This is a genomic window from Aeromonas sp. DNRA1, assembly GCF_963888745.1.
GTDB classification, from domain to species: domain Bacteria; phylum Pseudomonadota; class Gammaproteobacteria; order Enterobacterales; family Aeromonadaceae; genus Aeromonas; species Aeromonas hydrophila.
The window spans coordinates 760,038-781,540 of the sequence record NZ_CAWPKQ010000001.1 but is presented as its reverse complement, the minus strand read 5'-3'; the positions used below and the strand labels follow the sequence as shown (position 1 = coordinate 781,540).

The following is a 21,503-nucleotide window of genomic DNA, read 5'->3' as shown; positions in this document are numbered from 1 at the left end:
GTATTATTGGCTTGATGTTTGCTTTAATCTGGCATCAGCGGTTTGAGATTGAGAAAAACGATGAAACTCCAGGCATCATTGGGCCGAATCAAAGAGTACAAGTGGCTGTTGACCAAGGGCCTTGGGACGCCGCTGCTGGTGCTGGCCTCTCTTGGCATGGTGGTGCTGCCCATTCCGCCGCTGATGCTGGATATCCTGTTTTCCTTCAACATCGCGCTCTCCATCGTGGTACTGCTGGTGGCCGTCTACACCCGCCGCCCGCTCGAATTTGCCGCCTTCCCGACCGTGCTGCTGATCGCGACCCTGCTGCGGCTGGCGCTCAACGTTGCCTCTACCCGGGTGGTGCTGCTGGAAGGCCACAACGGCAGTGCGGCGGCCGGCCACGTGATCGAAGCCTTCGGCAATGTGGTGATCGGCGGCAACTACACGGTCGGCATCATCGTCTTCATGATCCTGATGATCATCAACTTCGTGGTGGTCACCAAGGGTGCGGGCCGGATCTCAGAAGTCAGCGCCCGCTTCACCCTGGATGCCATGCCCGGCAAACAGATGGCCATCGATGCGGACTTGAACGCCGGCCTCATCAATCAGGAAGAGGCCAAGAAGCGCCGCCAGGACGTAACCCAGGAAGCCGACTTCTACGGCTCCATGGACGGTGCCTCGAAATTCGTGAAAGGGGATGCGGTAGCGGGGATCATGATCCTCTTCATCAACATCCTGGGCGGCTTCATCATCGGCATGGTGCAGCACCAGCTCACCTTCGGCGAAGCGGCCCAGATCTATACCCTGCTCGCCATCGGTGATGGTCTGGTGGCCCAGATCCCGTCGCTGCTGCTCTCCATTGCTGCCGCCATCATAGTGACCCGCCAGAACACGGATCAGGACATGGGCACCGCGGTGCTGGGGCAGTTGTTCGACAATCCCAAAGCCCTGATCATCTCGGCCGGTATCCTGCTGATGATGGGCAGCGTGCCCGGCATGCCCCATCTGGCGTTTCTGAGTCTGGGGGCCATCGCCGCCGCCGGTGCCTGGTGGCTGCTGCGCCGCGAGAAACAGCTGGCGGCCAAGGCGGCCAAGGGCGAGCTGATGCCGGCGAGCACGGAGCAGACCCACGAGCAGAAAGACCTGAGCTGGGACGACGTGATGCCGGTGGACATCATCGGGCTGGAGGTGGGCTATCAACTCATCCCGCTGGTGGATCGCAACCAGGGCGGCGAGCTGCTCAACCGGATCAAGGGGGTGCGCAAGAAGCTCTCCCAGGAGCTGGGTTTTCTGGTGCCTGCGGTGCATATCCGCGACAACCTGGATCTCGCCCCGAACCAATATCGCATCACCTTGATGGGAGTCAGTACCGGCGAGGCCAATGTTTACCATGATAAGGAAATGGCCATCAATCCGGGCCAGGTGTTCGGCCAGATCCAGGGGGTTGCGACCCGGGATCCAGCTTTCGGGCTGGAGGCGGTGTGGGTTGCCAAGGAGCAGGTCTCCCAGGCGCAGACCCTTGGTTACACGGTGGTGGATACCGCGACCGTGGTGGCCACTCACCTGAGCCAGATCCTCTCCAACCATGCCGCCCTGCTGCTGGGCCATGACGAAGTACAACAGTTGCTCGACATGATTGGGAAGCACCAGAACAAGCTGGTGGAAGGGTTGGTTCCTGAGGTCATCACCATGGGTAACCTGGTGAAGGTATTGCAGAATTTGCTCAATGAAGGCGTGCCAATCCGCGATATGCGCACTATCCTGCAGACCCTGGTGGAATATGCCCCGCGCAGCCAGGATCCGGAAGTACTGACGGCAGCCTGCCGTATCGCCCTGCGCCGGCTGATCGTGCAGGAGATTGCCGGCCCGGATCCCGAACTGCCGGTGATCACCTTGGCACCGGAATTGGAACGTATATTGCATCAATCCCTGCAGGCAGGGGGTGGTGATGGCGCCGGCATCGAGCCGGGTCTGGCGGAGCGGATGCAACGCTCGCTGGTGGAAGCCACTCAACGACAAGAACTGGAAGGCCAACCGGCCGTGCTTCTGACATCAGGGATACTGCGCAATACCCTGGCGAAATTTGTCAAGAATGCCATTCCTGGATTGCGCGTTCTGTCTTATCAGGAAGTGCCTGATGACAAGCAAATCCGCATCGTCAGTGCGGTAGGGCAGAACTAGTTAGCGGAGATGACGGGTGAAGATTAAGCGGTTTTTTGCCAAGGACATGCGAACGGCTCTGGCCGAGGTCAAGGAGACTCTCGGGCCCGATGCCGTCATCATGTCCAACAAGAAGGTCACCGGTGGGGTGGAGATAGTCGCTGCTGTCGATTATCAATCCCAGGTTCCGGGACCCAAAGATGCGCCGGTTCGCCGTCAGTTGAACGATGAGAGCGTCAATATCTCGTCTGCCGGACGGCAGATGACCCGCCCTGCACCGAGCCCGGCCCAGGAGCAGAACGAACATTATGCCGACACCCTGGCCGCCCTGCTGGCTCGCCAGCAGAAGCTGAACCCGGCCCAGAACGGTCAGGTGGGCCAGAGCGGCGCCCCGTCGGCCGCTGCCAGCGGCGCGCCCCGTACTCTGGCCGAGCAGGGGCAATGGGGAGCAGCTCCCGAGCCCGCCAAACCGAAGGCGAGAGCCGCCGTGCCCGGCCGTGCTCCTCAATCTCCCCAGCGGGATCAGGAGATGGAGGGGATGCGCAAGGAGATGGCCAGCATCCGCAAACTGCTGGAGCACCAGATCTCCGGCCTGATGTGGCAGGAGGTGGAGCGTCGCGAGCCAATGCGTGCCCTGCTCATCAAGGAGCTCAAGAAGATAGGGTTTGACGATGCCTTTGCCGATCAGCTGGCTGGCCTTATCCCCGAGGATATGTCGATCCATCAGGCCATGGCCCAGTTGGCCGAGGTGTTGACGGCCCAGCTCAAGATTAGCGAAGACGAAATTCTGCGGCAGGGTGGGGCGGTTGCCCTGCTCGGGCCGACCGGGGTGGGCAAGACCACCACCATCGCCAAGCTGGCGGCGCGGTTTGCCATGAAGTATGGCGCCGAGCAGGTGGCGCTCATCACCACCGACAACTACCGGATCGGTGCCCATGAGCAGTTGCAGACCTATGGTCGCATCATGGGCTGCCCGGTGCGGCAGGTGCGGGATGCCGAGGAGCTGGCCAATGCGCTCTATCAGTTCCGTCACCGCCGGCTGGTGCTTATCGATACCGCCGGGGTGGGGCAGCGGGATATCCGGCTGACCGAACAGCTCGATACCCTAGTCAAGAATGCCAAGGTACGCATCCGCAGCTACCTGGTGATGTCGGCCACTTCCCAGCGTCGGGTGATGCAGGAAGCGGTGGACCATTTCCGGCGCATTCCATTGAGCGGCTGCATACTTACCAAATTGGATGAGAGTCTGAATCTGGGCGAAGTGATTAACGTGTGTATCCAGAATGCATTGCCCATCAGCTATATCACTGATGGACAAAGGGTTCCGGAAGATATTCAGGTCGCCAATGCGGCACAGCTCGTCGGAGCTGCCATGGGCTCGCTGGAGCGGGAAACAGAAGAACCCTATTTCTGGGGCACAGGCTTTGGCGAGGCCGAAGATTCGGAGTTTTATGAGTAACATGTATATGGATCAGGCGAGTGGTCTGCGCAAAATGCGTCAAAACAATCGAGTAAAAGTGATCGCCGTGTCTGGTGGCAAGGGTGGCGTCGGCAAGACCAACGTGACCCTGAACGTGGCGGGAGCCATGGCCGCCCAGGGCAAACGGGTGATGGTACTGGACGCCGACCTTGGCCTGGCCAACGTGGACGTCATGCTGGGGCTGCGGGTGCATCGCAACCTGTCCCACGTGTTGGCCGGCGAGTGCACCATCGACGACATCATCGTCGAGGGCCCGTACGGCATGATGATAGTGCCGGCCACCTCGGGTACCCAGTCCATGGTCGAGCTCTCGCCGGTGCAACACGCCGAGCTTATCCGCGCTTTCAGCGAGATGAAGACCCAGGTCGACATCCTACTGGTGGATACGGCGGCCGGCATCTCCGACATGGTGCTGAGCTTCACCCGTGCGGCCCAGGACATCATGGTGGTGGTGTGCGATGAACCGACCTCCATCACGGATGCCTACGCCCTCATCAAGATCCTCTCCAAGGAGCACGGCGTCTTCCGCTTCAAGGTGGTGGCCAACATGGTTCGCTCCTTGCGTGAAGGGCAGGAACTCTATGCCAAGCTGACCCGGGTCACCGATCGTTTCCTGGATACCTCGCTGGAGCTGGTTGCCTGCGTCCCCTATGACACCAATCTGCGAGCCGCCGTGCGCAAGCAGAAGCTTATCGTCGAAGCCTTCCCCAAGTCCCCGGCCGCGCTGGCGTTCAGAGCGCTAGCCAACAAGGCGGCAAGCTGGCCCATTCCTAACCAACCCGGCGGTCATCTCGAATTTTTCCTGGAAAATTTGCTGCAAAAGCCGGTCATAGCACAGGAAGGTTCCCGTGAATAAAGCCCAAGCGTACTTGCGTCATCAGGATTCCTATGTGCTGGTCGAGCGTCATGCTCCGCTGGTGAAACGGATCGCCCAGCATTTGTTGGCTCGCCTGCCAAGCAGTGTCTTGCTGGATGACCTGATCCAGGCAGGTATGATTGGATTGCTCGAAGCCTCCCGCAATTTTGACGGCAGCAAGGGGGCGAGCTTTGAAACCTACGCCGGGATCCGCATCCGCGGTTCCATGCTCGACGAGATCCGGCGGGGTGACTGGGTGCCGCGTTCGGTACACCGCAACAGCCGCACCATCGCCGAAGCCATCGAAAATGTTGAACAAGCCCATGGCCGTGATGCTCGCGATAGCGAAGTCGCCGCCCAGATGGGGGTCAGCCTTGGTGAGTATCACGCCATGCTGCAGGATGTCTCCTGCGGCAAGATCATCGGCATCGAAGATCTTGGCGTCAGCGAGGATGTCATCGGTCATCCCGATGACGAGCCGGGCAGCAATGGGTTTGATGAACTGGCCGCCGAGCGTTTTCAAGGGGCGCTGGCCGAACACATCGGCCGCTTGCCGGAGCGGGAAGCGCTGGTGCTCTCCCTTTACTACGATGAAGAACTGAACTTGCGTGAAATAGGCGAGGTATTGAACGTCAGCGAGTCTCGCGTGAGCCAGATACACAGTCAGGCGATGCACAGATTACGCGCGCGTTTAAGAGATTGGCATGTATAAGTGTTTGTACTGGCTACACTGAAACAAAACTCTAAGGCATAATCCGCAAAACAAAACCTGCGATCTGCATCATGTAAGTGAGCCGCTCTGGCGGCTATTTAGGAGGGAATTTTGGACAAGAACATGAAAATCCTCATTGTTGACGATTTTTCAACGATGCGCCGGATTATCAAGAACTTGCTGCGTGACTTGGGATTCAACAATACCCACGAAGCAGACGATGGCAACACGGCCTTGCCAATGTTGAAAAATGGTGATTTTCAATTTGTCGTGACCGACTGGAACATGCCTGGCATGCAAGGCATCGACCTGCTCAAGGCTATTCGCGTCGATGACAAACTCAAACACCTGCCGGTACTGATGGTGACTGCCGAAGCGAAACGCGAGCAGATCATTGAAGCTGCCCAGGCGGGCGTCAATGGTTATATCGTCAAGCCTTTCACTGCTGCAACGCTCAAAGAGAAACTCGACAAAATCTTTGAACGAATCGGCTAAGGAGCAGCAGGGATGAAGGCCAAAACGAGTGCAATGATTTCGCTCGATCAGGCAAGGATGCTTGTTGCCCATCTTGAGCAAGGTGAATTTGAACAGGCCGACACTCTCATCGCCGATGCGTGTGCTCCCAATGCGGCGGCCTTGTTTGACAAAGTGGGTCAGTTGACCCGACAACTGCATGATTCCCTACAAGATTTTCGGCTAGATCCCCGGATCCCCGATCTGGCAACTCACGAAATCCCCGATGCGCGGGAGCGACTCAGTTATGTCATCGACATGACGGACAAAGCTGCCAATCGCACCATGGATGCCGTGGAAGCCAGTCTACCGATTGCCGATCGACTAAATGACAATATTCAGCTTGTTCTGCCCAACTGGAATGCCCTGATGAGCAGAGAGATGAGTGTTGGACAGTTCAAGTCTTTGTGTCACCAACTGGATGATTTCATTAAGGCTTCTGAATCTGATGCCGATAAATTACGGCAACTGCTGACAGAAATCCTGATGGCGCAAGATTTTCAGGATTTGACCGGCCAGATGATCCGCAAGGTCATCAAGTTGGTTCAGGAAGTTGAAACTAAATTAATAGAAATGCTGACTATGTTTGGTGAGGCATCTGCTGAGCATTCTTCTCGCAGCCTTCCTGTAAGCGGGATTGAAGCTGAAGGCCCCATCATGAACCCTGAGACTCGTTCCGATGTGGTCAATGGTCAGGATGATGTGGACGATCTGCTGTCTAGCCTGGGATTTTAATGGAGTGACGCATGGCCTTCGAAGTTGATGAAGACATACTGCAAGACTTTTTGGTCGAAGCATCCGAAATATTGGAACAGTTGTCTGAACAACTGGTCGACTTGGAAAAGCGACCCGATGACAAGAATCTGTTGAATGCCATATTTCGCGGCTTCCATACCGTCAAAGGCGGTGCCGGCTTTCTCTCGCTGACCGAGTTGGTGGATGTTTGTCACGGTGCCGAAAACGTGTTCGATATCTTGCGCAATGGCAAGCGGACCGTTACTGCCGAGTTGATGGATGTCATTTTGCAGGCGCTGGATGCCATCAATGTGATGTTTGCCCAGGTGCAGAATCGCGAACCGCCAAGCCCGGCTTCCGCTGAAATCCTGCACGACCTGCATGAGCTCTGCAAGCCTGAAGGGGAAGAGCAGCTGTTGACCGCTTCTGCGGGTGGCAATGTGGCGTCCGAAGAGATGGCTCCTGCCGTTGAAGAGGTGGTCGAGGTGGCCGCAGCCATCCCGGAACCTGTCGCCGATCCTGTCCCCGCGTCTTCCGTCGTCAGCGGTGGGGGTTCCATCGATGAGATCTCCGCCGATGAGTTCGAACGCCTGCTCGATGAACTGCATGGGGTGGGAGGTGCTCCGACTGCTGCCGCCAGCCCTATGGTGGCAAGTTCCGGAGATATTACCGACGATGAGTTCGAGGCCCTGCTTGATCAGTTGCATGGTCAGGGCCAACATGGCGGAGCCCCCGAAAGCAATCCATTGAAATCAGTACAAAAAGAAGTCGATGAACTGATCGATGATGATGAATTCGAGCGTCTGCTGGATGAACTGCACGGTCGTGGCCAAGGGCCGCAAACCAGTATTACGCCACCGCCAGCCGCGCCTGCGCAGGCCGCGGTAATACCCGCTGCCGCCACGCCAGCTTCGGCAGCCAAGCCAGCCCCGGCCCCTGTTGCCGCCAAACCGGCTGCTGCACCGGCAAAACCGGCACCAGCCCCTGCGCCAGCCAAGCAACCGGCCCCCGCGCCTGCTGATAACGCAGTGCAAAGCGATACCACCGTTCGGGTGGATACCAAGACGCTGGACGTCATCATGAACATGGTGGGTGAGCTGGTATTGGTGCGCAACCGTCTGGTCAGCCTTGGTATTGCCAGCAACGATGAAGACATGTCAAAAGCGGTTGCCAACCTGGATGTGGTGACGGCAGATCTGCAGGGTGCGGTGATGAAAACCCGCATGCAGCCCATCAAGAAAGTGTTTGGTCGCTTCCCGCGCGTTGTTCGTGATTTGGCTCGTACCCTCAAGAAAGAAATTGAGCTGGTCATGGTCGGGGAAGAAACGGATCTGGACAAGAACCTGGTTGAAGCGCTGGCTGACCCGCTGGTTCACTTGGTGCGCAACTCCTGTGACCATGGGGTTGAAATGCCGGATGTCCGCGAGAAAGCTGGCAAGCCACGGCAGGGTACCATTACCCTGAGTGCTTCCCAGCAGGGCGACCATATCTTGCTGTGCATCGAAGATGATGGTGCTGGTATGGATCCTGAGAAGCTCAAGTCCATCGCTATCAGCCGTGGTGTGCTGGATGCCGATACGGCGGCGCGGATGAGCGACAACGATGCCTATAACCTGATCTTCGCCCCCGGTTTTTCTACCAAGTCCGAGATCTCGGATATCTCCGGCCGTGGTGTCGGGATGGACGTGGTGAAGACCAGTATCGTCAGCCTCAATGGCTCGGTGCATATCGATTCGACCTGGGGCAAGGGCACCCGTCTTGAAATCAAGGTGCCGCTGACCCTGGCCATTCTGCCGACCCTGATGGTGGAAGTGGGTGAGCAGACCTTCGCGCTGCCGCTGGGTTGTGTGAACGAGATTTTCCATCTGGATCTCAAGAAGGCCAACATGGTGGATGGGCAGCTCACCATCATAGTGCGTGAAAAAGCCATCCCGCTTTTCTATCTGTACAACTGGCTGGTCAGGGGCAAGCACAAGAAGTCACGGCAGGATACGGGTCATGTGGTCATCGTGCAGATTGGCACGCAGCAGATCGGCTTTGTCGTGGATAACCTGATTGGCCAGGAAGAAGTGGTGATCAAGCCGCTGGACAGCCTGTTGCAAGGTACCCCCGGCATGGCGGGAGCCACCATCACCAGCGATGGTGGTATTGCACTCATTCTGGATGTGCCGAGTCTGCTCAAGGCGTATGCCCGTAGACATTGATAGCCCAGGCCCAAGGAGTTAGAAAAATAACAATGGCAGTCAAGGTATTAGTTGTCGACGATTCGAGCTTCTTCCGTCGTCGGGTCAGCGAGATCATCACTCAGGATCCCATGCTGACGGTGATCGATACGGCTCAAAATGGACGCGAGGCCGTGGACAAGGCGATCCAGTTGCGCCCGGATGTGATCACCATGGACATCGAGATGCCCGTGATGGATGGCATCAGCGCCGTACGCGAAATCATGGCCAAGTGTCCGACTCCGATCCTGATGTTCTCCTCTTTGACCCATGAAGGGGCCAAAGCGACGCTGGATGCGCTGGATGCCGGGGCGCTCGATTTCCTGCCCAAGAAATTTGAAGATATCGCCCGTGACAAGGATGAAGCTGTTCGTCTGTTACAGCAGCGAGTCAAGGAGATTTCTCGAAAGCGTTTCCTGATGGCGGCTCCTGCTCGTCCCAAAGCGCCTGAACCTGCCGCCCGTTCCCCGCTGGGCAGCTCAATCGCCCGGCCGGCAGAGCGTCAGGCCGAGCCGCCGCGCGCCATGCCAGCAGCTGCCTTCAAACGCAGTGGCAAGAGTTATCAGCTGGTGGCCATCGGCACCTCGACGGGTGGCCCGGTTGCGCTGCAGAACGTGTTGACCAAATTACCCGGTGATTTCCCTCATCCCATCTTGTTGATCCAGCATATGCCGGCAACCTTTACCGCCGCGTTTGCCGCTCGCCTCAACGGTCTGTGCCAGATCGGGGTCAAGGAAGCGGAAGATGGCGATGTGCTCAAACCTGGCCATGCCTACTTGGCTCCGGGTGGCAAGCAGATGCTGCTGGAGGGGCGTGGTGCGGGGGCGCGCATCCGGATTGTCGATGGCAATGACAAGGTGAATTACAAGCCATGCGTCGACATCACCTTTGCGTCTGCTGCCAAAACCTATGCCGACAAGGTGCTCGCCATCGTGTTGACCGGGATGGGGGCGGATGGCCGGGATGGTGCGCGTCTGCTCAAGGAGCAGGGCTCTACCATCTGGGCACAGGATGAAGCCTCCTGCGTGGTATATGGCATGCCGCAAGCGGTTGCCAAAGCCGGCATCGCCACGGAATCACTGCCGCTTGATCGGGTTGCACAACGAATCCTGGTTGAGCTGGGCCGCTAACGATGGGCATGTTCGGCCTGATCCTGGCACTGGGAGCCATCGCCATTGCCCAGTTATGGCATGGCGGCAACCTGCTCACCCTGCTTGATGGGCCTGCTTTCGTCATCGTTGTAGGAGGAACCTGGGGGGCTGTCATTTTGCAGACGCCACGCAAGTTTCTGCTGGAAGCGATAAGACAGACCCGTTGGATGCTGTTGCCTCCCGCCTGGGATCTGGTCGCACAAGCTGAACGACTGCAAGCCTGGGCCGTGTTTGCACGTCAGCAAGGGCTGCTGGCGCTGGAGAACCAGGCTGATCAGGAGAGCGACGAATTTACCCGGCAGGGGCTCACCATGATCGTTGACGGGGTGTCGATAGATGATATTCGCATGTTGCTCGAAGCGGATATCGACATCGAGCAGGAGCGAAACGAACACTCCGCCAGGGTCTTTGAAGCCATGGGGGGTTACAGTCCGACCATAGGTATCATTGGCGCAGTGATTGGACTTATCCAGGCCATGTTTCATCTGGAAGAACCCGCCTCGCTGGGTGCCGGTATCGCCGTTGCGTTTGTCGCCACTATTTACGGGGTTGGCTTTGCCAACCTGTTATACCTGCCGATTGCCAACCGGTTACGGGCTTTTCACTATCATTACGCCCTGTTTCAGGAGATGACGCTGGAAGGCTTGATGGCAATCGCCCACGGCGAAAATGGTCCTCAGGTTGAACGGCGGTTGAAGGCTTATCTGAAGGGAGAATAGCCATGCGCAAGCGCTACCGTTTGCATCTGCAAGGTCGGGAACATCTCGATCGCTGGCTGGTTTCCTACGCCGATTATATGACGCTGATCTTCGCCCTGTTCGTGGTGCTCTATTCGGTGGCGCTGGTCAACAAGGACAAGTATCGCGCGGTCATCGATGGCATGACCCAGGCATTCAACGTCATGCAGCCACGCAGCGACGGTTTGCTGGAAGGGCAGGGAAAGTCGTTGTTGAACAACGAGGTATCTGCCGCCTCCTCGGTTCTGGAGAGCGCCAAAGCGCGCTCACCCTCTTTGGCTCCCATCTCAGGTGTTCCCATCGCGCAAGATGGTATGACTCTTGCGAAGATCGATACGCAATTGCAGGAGAGCATGGGTTCTCTGGTCGATGCCGGGGTAGTCAAGTTGACGCTCAATGACAACTGGTTGACCGTAGAGCTGAGCTCAGGTCTGTTGTTCGGCAGTGGCAGCGCCTTCATGAGTAGCAATGCCGATCCCGTGCTAAATACTCTTTCAAGTATTCTAAAGCAGGTCGATAACTATGTAAGAGTGCGCGGTTATACCGATAACCAGCAGATAAATAATGAAATTTTCCGTTCCAACTGGACGTTGTCTGCGGCAAGGGCGGAAGCTGTACTCACCGCGCTCATCGCCAAAGGGATTGCGCCGCAGCGGTTGGCCTATGAAGCTTACGGGGAGTTTTCTCCCTTCACGGACAACAGTACCGAGCAGGGGCGTTTACAGAATCGCAAGGTGGTGGTCGCTATTTCCAAGTTTGCCTGGGTGCCACCTGCTCCGGTATCAAATCCCCCGGTGCAGGCTGTAACGGAGACGCAAGTGCCGGCAGTGCAACAGGCGGTCGAGGCAGGAGAGGTCAAGGTGATCACGCTGCCAGGTGGTGGCATACGCATAACAACGAGGCAGGATTGATACAGTGATTGTTTGGACGGTTGCCAACCAAAAGGGTGGGGTCGGTAAAACCACCACAGTGGTCTCGCTGGCCGGTATTCTGGCCCAGCGTGGCCAGCGGGTGCTATTGATTGACACCGACCCTCATGCCTCCCTGACCTCTTATCTTGATTTTGATTCTGACCGGCTGGATGGCACTCTTTATGAGCTGTTTCAGGCGGTCAAACCAACGGCAGAGCTCGTCAATAAACTGACGCTGCGAACCAAGTTTGACAATATTCATCTGCTGCCCGCGTCAATCACCCTGGCGACCCTCGATCGAGTGATGGGCAATCGGGAAGGGATGGGGCTGGTGCTCAAGCGAGCGTTGCTGCGCATTCAGGATCAATACGATTATGTGCTGATCGACTGCCCGCCTGTCTTGGGGGTCATGATGGTCAATGCGCTGGCTGCGTGTGACCGGATCCTGGTGCCGGTGCAGACCGAGTTTCTGGCGCTCAAAGGGCTGGAGCGGATGATGAAGACGTTTGAAATCATGCAACGTTCCAAGCGGGAGAAGTTCCGTTATACCGTCATTCCCACCATGTTTGACAAGCGAACCCGTGCCTCGCTGATGACTCTGCAGTCCATCAAGGAGCAGCACGGCAATGCGGTATGGAATGCCGTCATACCCATAGATACCAAATTCCGGGATGCCAGTTTGCTTCACATTCCCCCCTCCATCTATTCGCCGAGCAGCCGTGGCACCTATGCCTATGAGACCCTGCTCAACTATCTTGATGCGCAAGAGCGTCAGCGTGCTCATGAGGTGACATCATGAGAGATACCACCCAAGTTCGGGCCATGGATGATTATTTCCACTCCCTGTTGCTGGATGATGCACTGCTGCTGGATTCGTCTGACGAGCCTGACTCTGCCCCCGTCATCCAGCTGCAGCGTCAGCCCCAGCCGGTTGCCGATAAGGGGGCGCAACCCTATCTGGAGGCGGATCAACGGCTGGAGCAGTTGAGTGAATTGCTGGCTCAGGTCGGTCAGGTTCAGTTTGAAATCGACGCGCTGAGTCATGAAGAGGTCGTCAGCGAACCGCTTCAGATTGAGGCCGAGGATGCTCTGCTACCCGTCGAGCCAGTGTGGCCCGAGGTGATGCCCGAGCCCGCAGCTGCGGATCCTGCCACGCTGGTGGTGACAGAGACCGATGTCGCATTGGCGCCGCAGGAGGAGGTTGCACCCTCCACCTGGGAGAATATCGATACCGGCAAGGAGTTTCAGGCGCTGTTCTTTGAGGTCGCAGGTGTCACCTTTGCGGTGCCGTTGACCGAGCTTGGCGGTATTCATCAACTGGGAGAAGTGAACACCCTGTTTGGTCAGCCAGGCTGGTACAAGGGGATCATGACTTCCCGCGAACAGAAGATGAATGTGGTGGACACGGCGCAGTGGGTCATGCCTGGCCAGCATCTGGATGTGCCCGATTACAAGTATTTGATCATGCTGGGTGAATCTCCCTGGGGACTTGCCTGTCATCATCTGAAGGGAACGGAGTTATTGCATCGTGACCAGGTCAAATGGCGCCATCAGGAGGGCAAACGCCCCTGGCTGGCGGGCATGGTCAAGGAGAAGATGTGTGCCCTGCTACACGTGAAGGAATTGCTCCTGTTGCTGGAGCGCGGGGTCAACATAGAAGGTCGCTGATAACTTCTGCACTCGGGCTGTTTTATTGCTAGTTTTACCAGTAGACGTTTTCATAAAAGGAATAAAAACATGACAGAAAAGCGCAATATTGCACAGAATCTGGCCGAAGATGAAGTGCTGCAATGGGTCACCTTCCAGCTGGAAAATGAAACCTACGGCATCAACGTGATGCAGGTGCAGGAGGTGCTGCGCTACACCGAGATCGCCCCTGTGCCCGGTGCTCCCGAGTATGTACTGGGCATCATCAACCTGCGAGGCAACGTGGTGACCGTCATAGATACCCGTTCCCGCTTCGGCCTGCCCTCCGGCGATGTGAGTGAAAACTCGCGCATCGTTATCATCGAGGCGGAAAAGCAAGTGATCGGCATCATGGTCGATAGCGTGGCCGAGGTGGTTTATCTGCGCTCCTCCGAGATCGACGCGGCCCCGGCGGTGGGTACCGAAGAGAGTGCCAAGTTCATTCAGGGTGTCAGCAACCGCGATGGTCAGCTGTTGATCCTGGTCGATCTGAACAAGCTGCTCTCCGATGAAGAGTGGGAAGATATCGGTTCCCTCTGATAGGAAGATAATGTGTTGATGATTGAAATTGCCGCCTTGGGGTTGTCCTTGCTGGCGTTGGTGCTGGCCCTGTATGGGGTGATTGGTAGCCGACGTGGCCAGCGAGAGTCCGAGGCCAGGGTGGAGACGCTGCAAGGGCAGCTCGAGAGCCTGCGCAAGCAGATGATGGAGCTGCATACCGGGGCCATCGGCATGGGCCAGCGTCTGCAATCCGTCGAAGGGGCCATGCAGCAGATCAACGATCGCCAGCAGGAGCTGACCCTGCAGGATCCGGAACGCCGCCTGTACAGCCGCGCCGCCAAGATGGTGGAACTCGGTGCCGACCTCGATGAGGTCATGAACGAATGTGAATTGCCTAAGGCCGAAGCTGAATTGTTGATTTCATTGCGAAAAGGCCGCTCATGAATGTTCGGGAAGGCATCCGCCTTCCTGATTTTTTTCCCCTCCCTTCAAGGCGGGATCTCCCCCACAAATCCTGCTGATAATTGGCATCTTTGAAAAGACGCTTCCCGATACTGTGTTAATATGCAGGCCGCTTCTTTTCACTGATTACATCCTCATGCTGCTTCAAATTCACAATCTGAGCTGCGTGCGTGAAGATCGCACTCTGTTTGAACATCTCTCCTTTGCGGTGGCTCCTGGTGATCTGGTGCAAATTGAAGGCCCCAACGGGGTAGGGAAGACCAGCCTGCTGCGCTTGCTGACCGGCTTGTCCCAACCACTCGCCGGTGAAGTGTGCTGGAATGGCGAAAATATCCGCAGTTGCCGCGATGAATATCACGCTAATCTGCTCTATCTCGGTCATCAGCCTGGCGTCAAGGCTGCCCTGACACCGCTCGAAAACCTCGCTTTTTACCAGAAACTGCACCATGCGGCCGATACCAGCGTGGATCTGTGGCGGGTACTGGCCCAGGTCGGTCTGGCCGGGTTTGAAGACAACCCCACCGGTCAGCTCTCTGCCGGCCAGCAGCGCCGTGTCGCGCTGGCCCGCCTGTGGCTCAGCGACAAGCCGGCGCTCTGGATCCTGGATGAGCCGTTCACCGCTATCGACAAGCAGGGGGTGAAGGTGCTGGAGCGGCTGTTCCTGACCCACGCCGAACGAGGGGGCATGGTGATCCTCACCACCCATCAGGACATGACCCTGATGCAGGGACGGTTGAAGACCCTCTCTCTCACGCCCTTGCTGCAGGAGTAGTTCTGATGTTGCGCGCCGTAATGCACCTGATCCACCGCGAGCTGTTGATGGCCCTGCGCCAGCGCTCCGACATCCTCAACCCGCTCTGGTTTTTCCTCATCGTCATCACTTTGTTTCCGTTAGGGATCGGCCCCGAGCCCAAGCTGCTGGCCCGCATCGCTCCCGGCATCATCTGGGTGGCCGCTCTGCTGGCGGCCATGCTGTCGCTGGAGCGGCTGTTTCGCGACGATTTTGGCGATGGTGCGCTGGAGCAGATGATGCTGATGCCCCATCCGCTGGGCTTGCTGGCGCTGGCCAAAGTGATCGCTCACTGGTTGCTGACCGGCCTGCCGCTGCTGCTCATCTCCCCGCTGCTCGCCATTTTGCTGTCACTGGACATGAACACCTATCTGGCGGTGGTCGCCACCCTGGCGCTGGGGACGCCCGTGCTGAGCCTGCTCGGGGCGGTCGGCGTCGCGCTGACGGTCGGTCTGCGCAAGGGGGGGGTACTGCTCAGCCTGCTGATCCTGCCGCTCTATATTCCGGTACTGATTTTTGCCACCTCCGCCATCGATGCGGCGGGGATGGGGCTGCCCTATTCGGGGCAGCTGGCGATTCTGGGGGCCATGCTGGCCGGTGCGCTGACCCTGACCCCGCTGGCGGTCTCGGCGGCGCTGCGGGTCAGCGTGAATTGACGAAAGCGTCTGAAAAGGTGGCCATGGAAGGGCCGTTATAAAAAATATAATTGAGATAGATCAAGAGGATGGCTGCTTATTGCTTTCGGGGGATGTGATGTTTTCCGGCAGTGGGTATGGTAGGCCTCGCCACGATATTAATAACAGAAAGGTTTTGTGAGCTATGTGGAAATGGTTGCACCCTTACGCTAAACCCGAGCGGGCTTACCAGTTGGCAGGGACCCTGCTGCCCTGGTTTGCCGTGACAAGCCTGCTGGCATTCATCATCGGCACCCTCTGGGGGCTGGCCTTTGCACCTGCGGATTATCAGCAGGGCGACTCCTTCCGGATCATCTACATCCATGTTCCGGCCGCGATCCTCTCCATGGGGGCCTACTCCACCATGGCGGTGGCTGCCTTCATCGGTCTGGTGTGGCAGTTGCGGATGGCGGACATGACGGTGGCCGCGGTCGCGCCGGTCGGCGCCGTGTTCACCTTCATCGCACTGTTTACCGGCGCCGCCTGGGGCAAACCCATGTGGGGCACCTGGTGGGTGTGGGATGCGCGGCTCACGTCCGAGCTGATCCTGCTGTTCCTCTACCTCGGCGTCATTGCCCTCTACAACGCCTTCAGCGACAAGGTGCTGGCCGGTCGCGCCGCCGGCATTCTGGCGCTGGTGGGGGTGATCAACCTGCCGATCATCCACTACTCGGTGGAGTGGTGGAACACCCTGCACCAGGGCGCCAGCATCACCAAGTTTGACAAGCCCTCCATCTCCCCCGAGATGCTGTGGCCGCTGCTCATCATGATCCTGGCCTTTGCCGCCTTCCTCGGGGCCCTCTCCCTGATGCGTTTTCGAAACGAGCTCTTGATGCGGGAGTGGCACCGCCCCTGGGTCAAAGAGATAGCCGAGCAGGAGAAGTAAGCATGCACTTTGCCTCATTCAGTGATTTTCTGGCGATGGGTGGTTACGCCTTCTACGTCTGGCTCTCTTTCGGTCTGACCCTACTCTGCCTGGTCGGCATCGTCATTTCCACCCGTATGAAAACCCGCGCCCTGCTCGGTGAACTGCGCAACAAGCAGGCGCGCGAGGCCCGCCGCAAGGCGGCCCAGCAGATGGAGAACACCCTATGAACCCGAGACGCAAGAAACGCCTCACCATCATCCTGGCGATCAGTGCCGGGCTTGCCGCGGTGATCGGCCTGGTGCTCTATGCCCTCAGCCAGAATATCGATCTCTTCTATACCCCGAGCGAGCTGGTGGAGGGCAAGGGCCCGGACAAGATCAAGCCGGAAGAGGGACAGCGCCTGCGCATCGGCGGTCTGGTGGTACCGGGTTCGGTACAGCGGGATCCCCAGAGCCTCAAGGTGGCCTTCAAGCTGGTGGACAATGGCGGGCATCTGGTGACCGTCGAGTTTGACGGCATTCTGCCGGATCTGTTCCGCGAGGGGCAGGGCATCGTCGCCCAGGGCACCCTCAAGGATGCAACCACGGTCGCCGCCTTCGAGGTGCTGGCCAAGCACGATGAGAACTACATGCCGCCGGAAGTGGCCGATGCCACCAACGGCATGCACTTCAAGCCGGAATATACCGAGGCGCAGCTGAAGGGGAGCAAGCAATGATCCCGGCAGCATTCGCACCGTTTTCACCTTTTCAAGCCGGTTTACAGGTTCGTGCTGCGGCTCATTTGAAAGGAGTTCAGCCATGATCCCTGAATTGGGACAGTTTTCACTGATCCTGGCCTTCGCCACCGCCCTGCTGCTGGGCAGCTATCCGCTGCTCGGCGCCAAATGGGGGCGCCTTGGCATGATGTCGGCGGCCCGCCCGCTCGCCTATGCCCAGTTCCTGCTGTTGTTGCTGTCGTTCCTGTGCCTGACCTGGGCCTTCATCGACAACGACTTTACCGTGCAGTACGTGGCCACCAACTCCAACAGCCTGCTGCCGCTGGCCTATCGCATCTCCGCGGTGTGGGGCGCCCACGAGGGGTCCCTGCTGCTGTGGGTGCTGACCCTGGGGGGCTGGACTGCGGCCGTCGCCATGTTCAGCCGTCGCCTGCCGCTCGACGCAGTGGCGCGGGTGCTCGGTGTGCTCGGCCTCATCTCGGTCGGCTTTACCGCCTTCGTGCTGTTTACCTCCGACCCCTTCATCCGCACCTTGCCCTACTTCCCGGTGGATGGGCGCGACCTCAACCCGCTGTTGCAGGATCCCGGCCTCATTTTCCACCCGCCGATGCTCTACATGGGCTATGTGGGCTTCTCGGTGGCGTTCGCCTTTGCCATTGCGTCCTTGATGACTGGCCGGCTCGATGCCACCTGGGCGCGCTGGTCGCGTCCCTGGACCATGGCGGCCTGGGTCTTCCTCACCCTGGGTATCGTGCTCGGCTCCTGGTGGGCATATTACGAACTCGGCTGGGGAGGCTGGTGGTTCTGGGATCCGGTAGAAAACGCCTCCTTCATGCCCTGGCTGGCGGGCACCGCCCTGCTGCACTCGCTGGCGGTCAGTGAAAAGCGCGCCACCTTCAAGGCCTGGACCGTGCTGCTGGCGCTCTCCGCCTTCTCCCTGAGCCTGCTGGGTACCTTCCTGGTGCGCTCCGGCGTGCTGGTGTCGGTGCATGCGTTTGCCTCCGACCCGACCCGTGGCCTGTTCATTCTGGGCTTCCTGCTGGCGGTAATCGGTTCATCCTTGCTGCTGTTTGCCTTCAAGGGTTCCCAGGTGAGAAGCCACGGCAAGCACGAGTTGTGGAGCCGCGAGACCCTGCTGCTGTGCAACAACATCATGCTGGTGGCGGGTCTGCTGACCGTGCTGCTCGGCACCTTGCTGCCGCTGGTGCACAAGGAGCTGGGGCTGGGCAGCATCTCCATCGGTACTCCCTTCTTCAACCACATCTACAGCTGGCTGATCATTCCGTTCGCCCTGTTGCTGGGGGTCGGCCCGCTGTTTCGCTGGCGCCGTCAGGAGCTGGGCGAGCTCAAGGGCAAGGTGGTGCTGGCGCTGGTATTGAGCCTGGCCGCCGCCATCTTGCTGCCGCTGCTGCTGGCCGAGGAGTTCAAGCCCTGGGCTGCGCTCGGTATCGGGCTTGGCGCCTGGATCATCGTGACCAGCGTGCAGGAAACCTGGGTGCGTGCCACCCACAAGCACAGCTTCACCGTCGGCGTACGCCGCCTTGGCAACAGCCACTGGGCGATGATCCTGGGCCACGTGGGCCTCGCGGTGAGCATCATCGGCATCGCCTGTACCCAGAACTACAGCATCGAGAAGGATCTGCGGATGCAGGCCGGCGATCGGGTCCAGTTTGCCGACTACGAGTTTGTCTTCACTGGCATCAAAGAGAAGAACGGCCCCAACTACGACGGCTTCAAGGGCGTGCTGGAAGTGCACAAGGACGGCAAGCAGGTCGCCCTGCTCAAGCCGGAGAAACGCATGTACAAGGTGACCCGGATGCCGATGACAGAGGCAGCCATCGATGCCGGCTTCACCCGGGATCTCTACGCGGCGCTCGGCGAGCAGCTCGATAGCGGCGCCTGGGCGGTACGGATCTACTACAAACCCTTCGTGCGCTGGATCTGGTTCGGCGGCGTCTTCATGGCCATCGGCGGCGTGCTGGCGATGCTGGACAAGCGCTACCGTTTCGGTCGCCGTGACGAGGAGGCCAAGGCATGAGCAAGAAGACCTGGTTGTTTCTGATCCCCTTCATCGTGTTTCTGCTGGGGGCCGTGTTTCTGTTCAAGGGGCTCTACTCCGATCCCACCAAGCTCGAGTCCGTGATGGTGGGCAAGGAGGTGCCCGTGTTCACCCTGCAGGACATCTATGACCTCAATAAACAGCATGACAGGAGCATCCTCAAGGGGCGCCCCATGTTGCTCAACGTCTGGGCCACCTGGTGCCCGACCTGCTATGGGGAGCACACCTACCTCAAGCAATTGGCGGGGCAGGGGATCTACATCGTCGGCATGAACTACAAGGATGAACGGGCCAAGGCCATCAACTGGCTGGCGGAGCTCGGCAATCCCTACCAGATCAATCTTTATGATCCCGACGGCATGCTGGGGCTGGATCTGGGGGTCTACGGCGCGCCGGAGACCTTCTTCATCGACAGTCAGGGCATCATTCGCTATCGCCACGTGGGGGACGTCAACCCCGAGGTGTGGGCCAGCACCCTCAAACCCATCTATGACGCCATGAAGTGAGGGAGAGCCTGATGAGAATGTTTATTGCGTCCCTGCTGCTGCTGGCGGGACTGGGCGGGGCAGGCCAGGCGCTGGCCGCCATCGATGTCTACACCTTTGACAGCGACGCCCAGGAGCAGACCTTTCGCGAGCTGACCAAGGAGCTGCGCTGCCCCAAGTGCCAGAACCAGGATATCGCCGACTCCAACGCGGGCCTGGCCAAGGACTTGCGTGACAAGACTTACCAGATGGTGCGCGAGGGCAAGGACAAGCGGGAAGTGGTGGACTACATGGTCGCCCGTTACGGCAACTTCATCCTGTACAACCCGCCGCTGATGGCGTCGACCCTGATCCTCTGGCTCGGCCCCCTGCTGGTGATCGTCATCGGTGTCGTCATGGTGGTGGTGCGCAGTCGCCGTCGTCCCGCGGCTGCCACGCCGGCGGATAGCGCCCTGAGCGCGGAGGAGCAGCGTCGTCTGGCTGCCCTGCTCAAAGAGGAAGAGAAACAATGACCGCATTTTGGATAGTGATCGCGGCCCTGCTGGCGCTGGTGAGCCTGGCGCTGGTGCTGCCGTTGTGGCGGGGGGAGGGCAAGCAGAGCATCAGCCGCTCGGCCCTCAACAAACAGCTCTATCGCCAGCGTCTGCTGGAGATCGGGGAAGAGCGCGAGCAAGGGGTGCTGGCGGAAGAGCAGGACACCCTGATCGAGCTGCAGCGCAGCCTGCTGGACGACATCCCCGACGTGGAGCAGACTGCCCGCGGCGGCAAGAGCATGATCTGGATCCCAGGTGTGCTGGTGCTGCTGGTGGTGAGCCTGGGGCTCTACTACAAGCTCGGCTCCTGGCAGGAGGTCAGCCGCTGGCAGGATGCCAACAGCCGGCTGGGCGAGCTCAGCAACCGCATCCTGGTGGAGCGGGACGCCGAGGTCACCGAGCAGGATCTGCTGGACTTCACCCTGGCCCTGCGTACCCGCCTGAAGGACGAGCCGAACGATTATCGCGGCTGGCTGCTGCTGGGTCGGCTGTCACTGGATGGCAATGATCCCGAGATGGCCCGCGAGGCGCTGGAGCGGGCCTACGGGCTGGCCCCGCAGAAGGCGATGGTGGCGGTGCCCTACGCCCAGGCACTGATGATGACAGGGGATGACGCGCAGGCCGACCAGCTGCTGCGGATGGCTATTGCCCAGGATCCTGCCAGTATCGAGGCGCGCTCCGTCTACGCCTTCATGGCGCTGCAAAAAGAGGACTTCAAGACCGCCCTGCAACGCTGGCGCGAGATGTTGCCGCTGATGGAGAAGGGTTCGACCCGTTACACCATGGTGGAGCGCTCCATCGACTATGCCGAGCAGCAGTTGAAGAAGCGCGGCATGGCCAGTGCGACCGTGCCGGCTGAGGCGAGCGGGCAGAACGTGGCCTCTGACCAGGTACTGGAGGTGAAGGCCGGCGAGTTCCCGCTCAAGGTGACGCTGGCCGATGGCATTGCACTGCCGGAAGATGCCCATCTGTTCGTGTTTGCGGTGATCCCCAACGGACCGCCCATGCCCATCGCGGTCAAGCGTATCCCGGGGCCGCACTTCCCGCTGACCCTGTCGCTGGGTGACGGTGACGCCATGATGGAAGGCAACAAGCTGGCCGCCTATCCCGAGCTGCAGTTCAAGGCGCGCCTCTCCCGTGGCGGCAACGTCATGAACAAGGAAGGGGCGTTTGAAGGTGTCTCCGTTCCGGTCGCCACCGGTTCGATTCCTTCAGCGCCGATTGACATCCGCATCGATCACGCCCTCTAATACGCCTTTGGCCCGGCCCCT

General features: G+C 59.1%; 23 protein-coding genes. All 23 read left to right on the top strand.

Going from position 1 to position 21,503, the window contains the following annotated elements:
* Positions 1 to 60 precede the first annotated feature (60 nt).
* Entirely contained in the window at positions 61 to 2,163 is a 2,103-nt protein-coding gene (gene flhA, locus AACQ43_RS03550; protein WP_029301481.1) for a flagellar biosynthesis protein FlhA, read from the top strand.
* 16 nt (positions 2,164 to 2,179) lie between these two features.
* Positions 2,180 to 3,601 carry a flagellar biosynthesis protein FlhF gene (gene flhF, locus AACQ43_RS03545; protein WP_168965981.1) on the top strand — a complete coding sequence of 474 codons (1,422 nt, stop codon included), beginning with the start codon at positions 2,180 to 2,182 and terminating at the stop codon, positions 3,599 to 3,601.
* A gap of 1 nt (position 3,602) precedes the next feature.
* The gene (locus AACQ43_RS03540; RefSeq protein ID WP_010634619.1) at positions 3,603 to 4,478 is read left to right on the top strand and encodes a MinD/ParA family protein; all 876 of its coding nucleotides are present in this window, start codon (positions 3,603 to 3,605) and stop codon (positions 4,476 to 4,478) included.
* Entirely contained in the window at positions 4,471 to 5,190 is a 720-nt protein-coding gene (locus tag AACQ43_RS03535; protein ID WP_017409955.1) for an RNA polymerase sigma factor FliA, read from the top strand. The genes AACQ43_RS03540 and AACQ43_RS03535 overlap by 8 nt, the downstream gene beginning before the upstream one ends.
* 123 nt (positions 5,191 to 5,313) lie before the next feature.
* Positions 5,314 to 5,685, top strand: coding sequence for a chemotaxis response regulator CheY (gene cheY / locus AACQ43_RS03530; RefSeq protein ID WP_005298814.1), 372 nt, complete (start codon positions 5,314 to 5,316; stop codon positions 5,683 to 5,685).
* 12 nt (positions 5,686 to 5,697) lie between these two features.
* Complete coding sequence (locus tag AACQ43_RS03525; RefSeq protein WP_011705289.1) at positions 5,698 to 6,438, top strand: protein phosphatase CheZ; 741 nt, start codon at positions 5,698 to 5,700, stop codon at positions 6,436 to 6,438.
* Positions 6,439 to 6,449: 11 nt separating this feature from the next.
* Entirely contained in the window at positions 6,450 to 8,642 is a 2,193-nt protein-coding gene (locus tag AACQ43_RS03520) for a chemotaxis protein CheA (protein ID WP_168965979.1), read from the top strand.
* Between the two features lie 32 nt (positions 8,643 to 8,674).
* On the top strand, positions 8,675 to 9,790 hold the full coding sequence (locus AACQ43_RS03515) for a protein-glutamate methylesterase/protein-glutamine glutaminase (protein ID WP_017409957.1): 1,116 nt from the start codon (positions 8,675 to 8,677) through the stop codon (positions 9,788 to 9,790).
* A gap of 2 nt (positions 9,791 to 9,792) precedes the next feature.
* Positions 9,793 to 10,530: a flagellar motor protein gene (locus AACQ43_RS03510; protein WP_024943899.1), complete on the top strand. Its 738-nt coding sequence runs from the start codon at positions 9,793 to 9,795 to the stop codon at positions 10,528 to 10,530.
* Positions 10,531 to 10,532: 2 nt separating this feature from the next.
* A complete protein-coding gene (locus AACQ43_RS03505; RefSeq protein ID WP_168965977.1) occupies positions 10,533 to 11,459 on the top strand; it encodes an OmpA family protein in 927 nt (308 codons plus the stop codon).
* Between the two features lie 4 nt (positions 11,460 to 11,463).
* Complete coding sequence (locus AACQ43_RS03500) at positions 11,464 to 12,258, top strand: ParA family protein (protein ID WP_011705294.1); 795 nt, start codon at positions 11,464 to 11,466, stop codon at positions 12,256 to 12,258.
* The gene (locus tag AACQ43_RS03495) at positions 12,255 to 13,127 is read left to right on the top strand and encodes a chemotaxis protein CheW (RefSeq protein WP_168965975.1); all 873 of its coding nucleotides are present in this window, start codon (positions 12,255 to 12,257) and stop codon (positions 13,125 to 13,127) included. Before AACQ43_RS03500 ends, AACQ43_RS03495 begins: the two co-directional genes overlap by 4 nt.
* A gap of 69 nt (positions 13,128 to 13,196) precedes the next feature.
* The gene (locus AACQ43_RS03490; protein ID WP_005298836.1) at positions 13,197 to 13,685 is read left to right on the top strand and encodes a chemotaxis protein CheW; all 489 of its coding nucleotides are present in this window, start codon (positions 13,197 to 13,199) and stop codon (positions 13,683 to 13,685) included.
* An 18-nt stretch (positions 13,686 to 13,703) separates the two neighbouring features.
* Complete coding sequence (locus AACQ43_RS03485; RefSeq protein WP_011705296.1) at positions 13,704 to 14,090, top strand: DUF2802 domain-containing protein; 387 nt, start codon at positions 13,704 to 13,706, stop codon at positions 14,088 to 14,090.
* Positions 14,091 to 14,244: 154 nt separating this feature from the next.
* Positions 14,245 to 14,880 carry a cytochrome c biogenesis heme-transporting ATPase CcmA gene (gene ccmA / locus AACQ43_RS03480; RefSeq protein WP_168965973.1) on the top strand — a complete coding sequence of 212 codons (636 nt, stop codon included), beginning with the start codon at positions 14,245 to 14,247 and terminating at the stop codon, positions 14,878 to 14,880.
* A 5-nt stretch (positions 14,881 to 14,885) separates the two neighbouring features.
* A complete protein-coding gene (gene ccmB / locus AACQ43_RS03475) occupies positions 14,886 to 15,554 on the top strand; it encodes a heme exporter protein CcmB (protein ID WP_011705298.1) in 669 nt (222 codons plus the stop codon).
* A gap of 163 nt (positions 15,555 to 15,717) precedes the next feature.
* Positions 15,718 to 16,458: a heme ABC transporter permease gene (locus AACQ43_RS03470; protein WP_011705299.1), complete on the top strand. Its 741-nt coding sequence runs from the start codon at positions 15,718 to 15,720 to the stop codon at positions 16,456 to 16,458.
* A gap of 2 nt (positions 16,459 to 16,460) precedes the next feature.
* The gene (gene ccmD, locus AACQ43_RS03465) at positions 16,461 to 16,667 is read left to right on the top strand and encodes a heme exporter protein CcmD (RefSeq protein ID WP_011705300.1); all 207 of its coding nucleotides are present in this window, start codon (positions 16,461 to 16,463) and stop codon (positions 16,665 to 16,667) included.
* Positions 16,664 to 17,155 carry a cytochrome c maturation protein CcmE gene (ccmE, locus tag AACQ43_RS03460; protein ID WP_011705301.1) on the top strand — a complete coding sequence of 164 codons (492 nt, stop codon included), beginning with the start codon at positions 16,664 to 16,666 and terminating at the stop codon, positions 17,153 to 17,155. The genes ccmD and ccmE overlap by 4 nt, the downstream gene beginning before the upstream one ends.
* 82 nt (positions 17,156 to 17,237) lie before the next feature.
* Positions 17,238 to 19,193: a heme lyase CcmF/NrfE family subunit gene (locus tag AACQ43_RS03455; protein WP_045790303.1), complete on the top strand. Its 1,956-nt coding sequence runs from the start codon at positions 17,238 to 17,240 to the stop codon at positions 19,191 to 19,193.
* Positions 19,190 to 19,720 carry a DsbE family thiol:disulfide interchange protein gene (locus AACQ43_RS03450; RefSeq protein WP_005298853.1) on the top strand — a complete coding sequence of 177 codons (531 nt, stop codon included), beginning with the start codon at positions 19,190 to 19,192 and terminating at the stop codon, positions 19,718 to 19,720. The genes AACQ43_RS03455 and AACQ43_RS03450 overlap by 4 nt, the downstream gene beginning before the upstream one ends.
* An 11-nt stretch (positions 19,721 to 19,731) precedes the next feature.
* Entirely contained in the window at positions 19,732 to 20,211 is a 480-nt protein-coding gene (locus AACQ43_RS03445; protein ID WP_168965971.1) for a cytochrome c-type biogenesis protein, read from the top strand.
* Positions 20,208 to 21,482, top strand: a complete 1,275-nt coding sequence (ccmI, locus tag AACQ43_RS03440; RefSeq protein ID WP_168965969.1) for a c-type cytochrome biogenesis protein CcmI — start codon at positions 20,208 to 20,210, stop codon at positions 21,480 to 21,482. Before AACQ43_RS03445 ends, ccmI begins: the two co-directional genes overlap by 4 nt.
* Positions 21,483 to 21,503 lie beyond the last annotated feature (21 nt).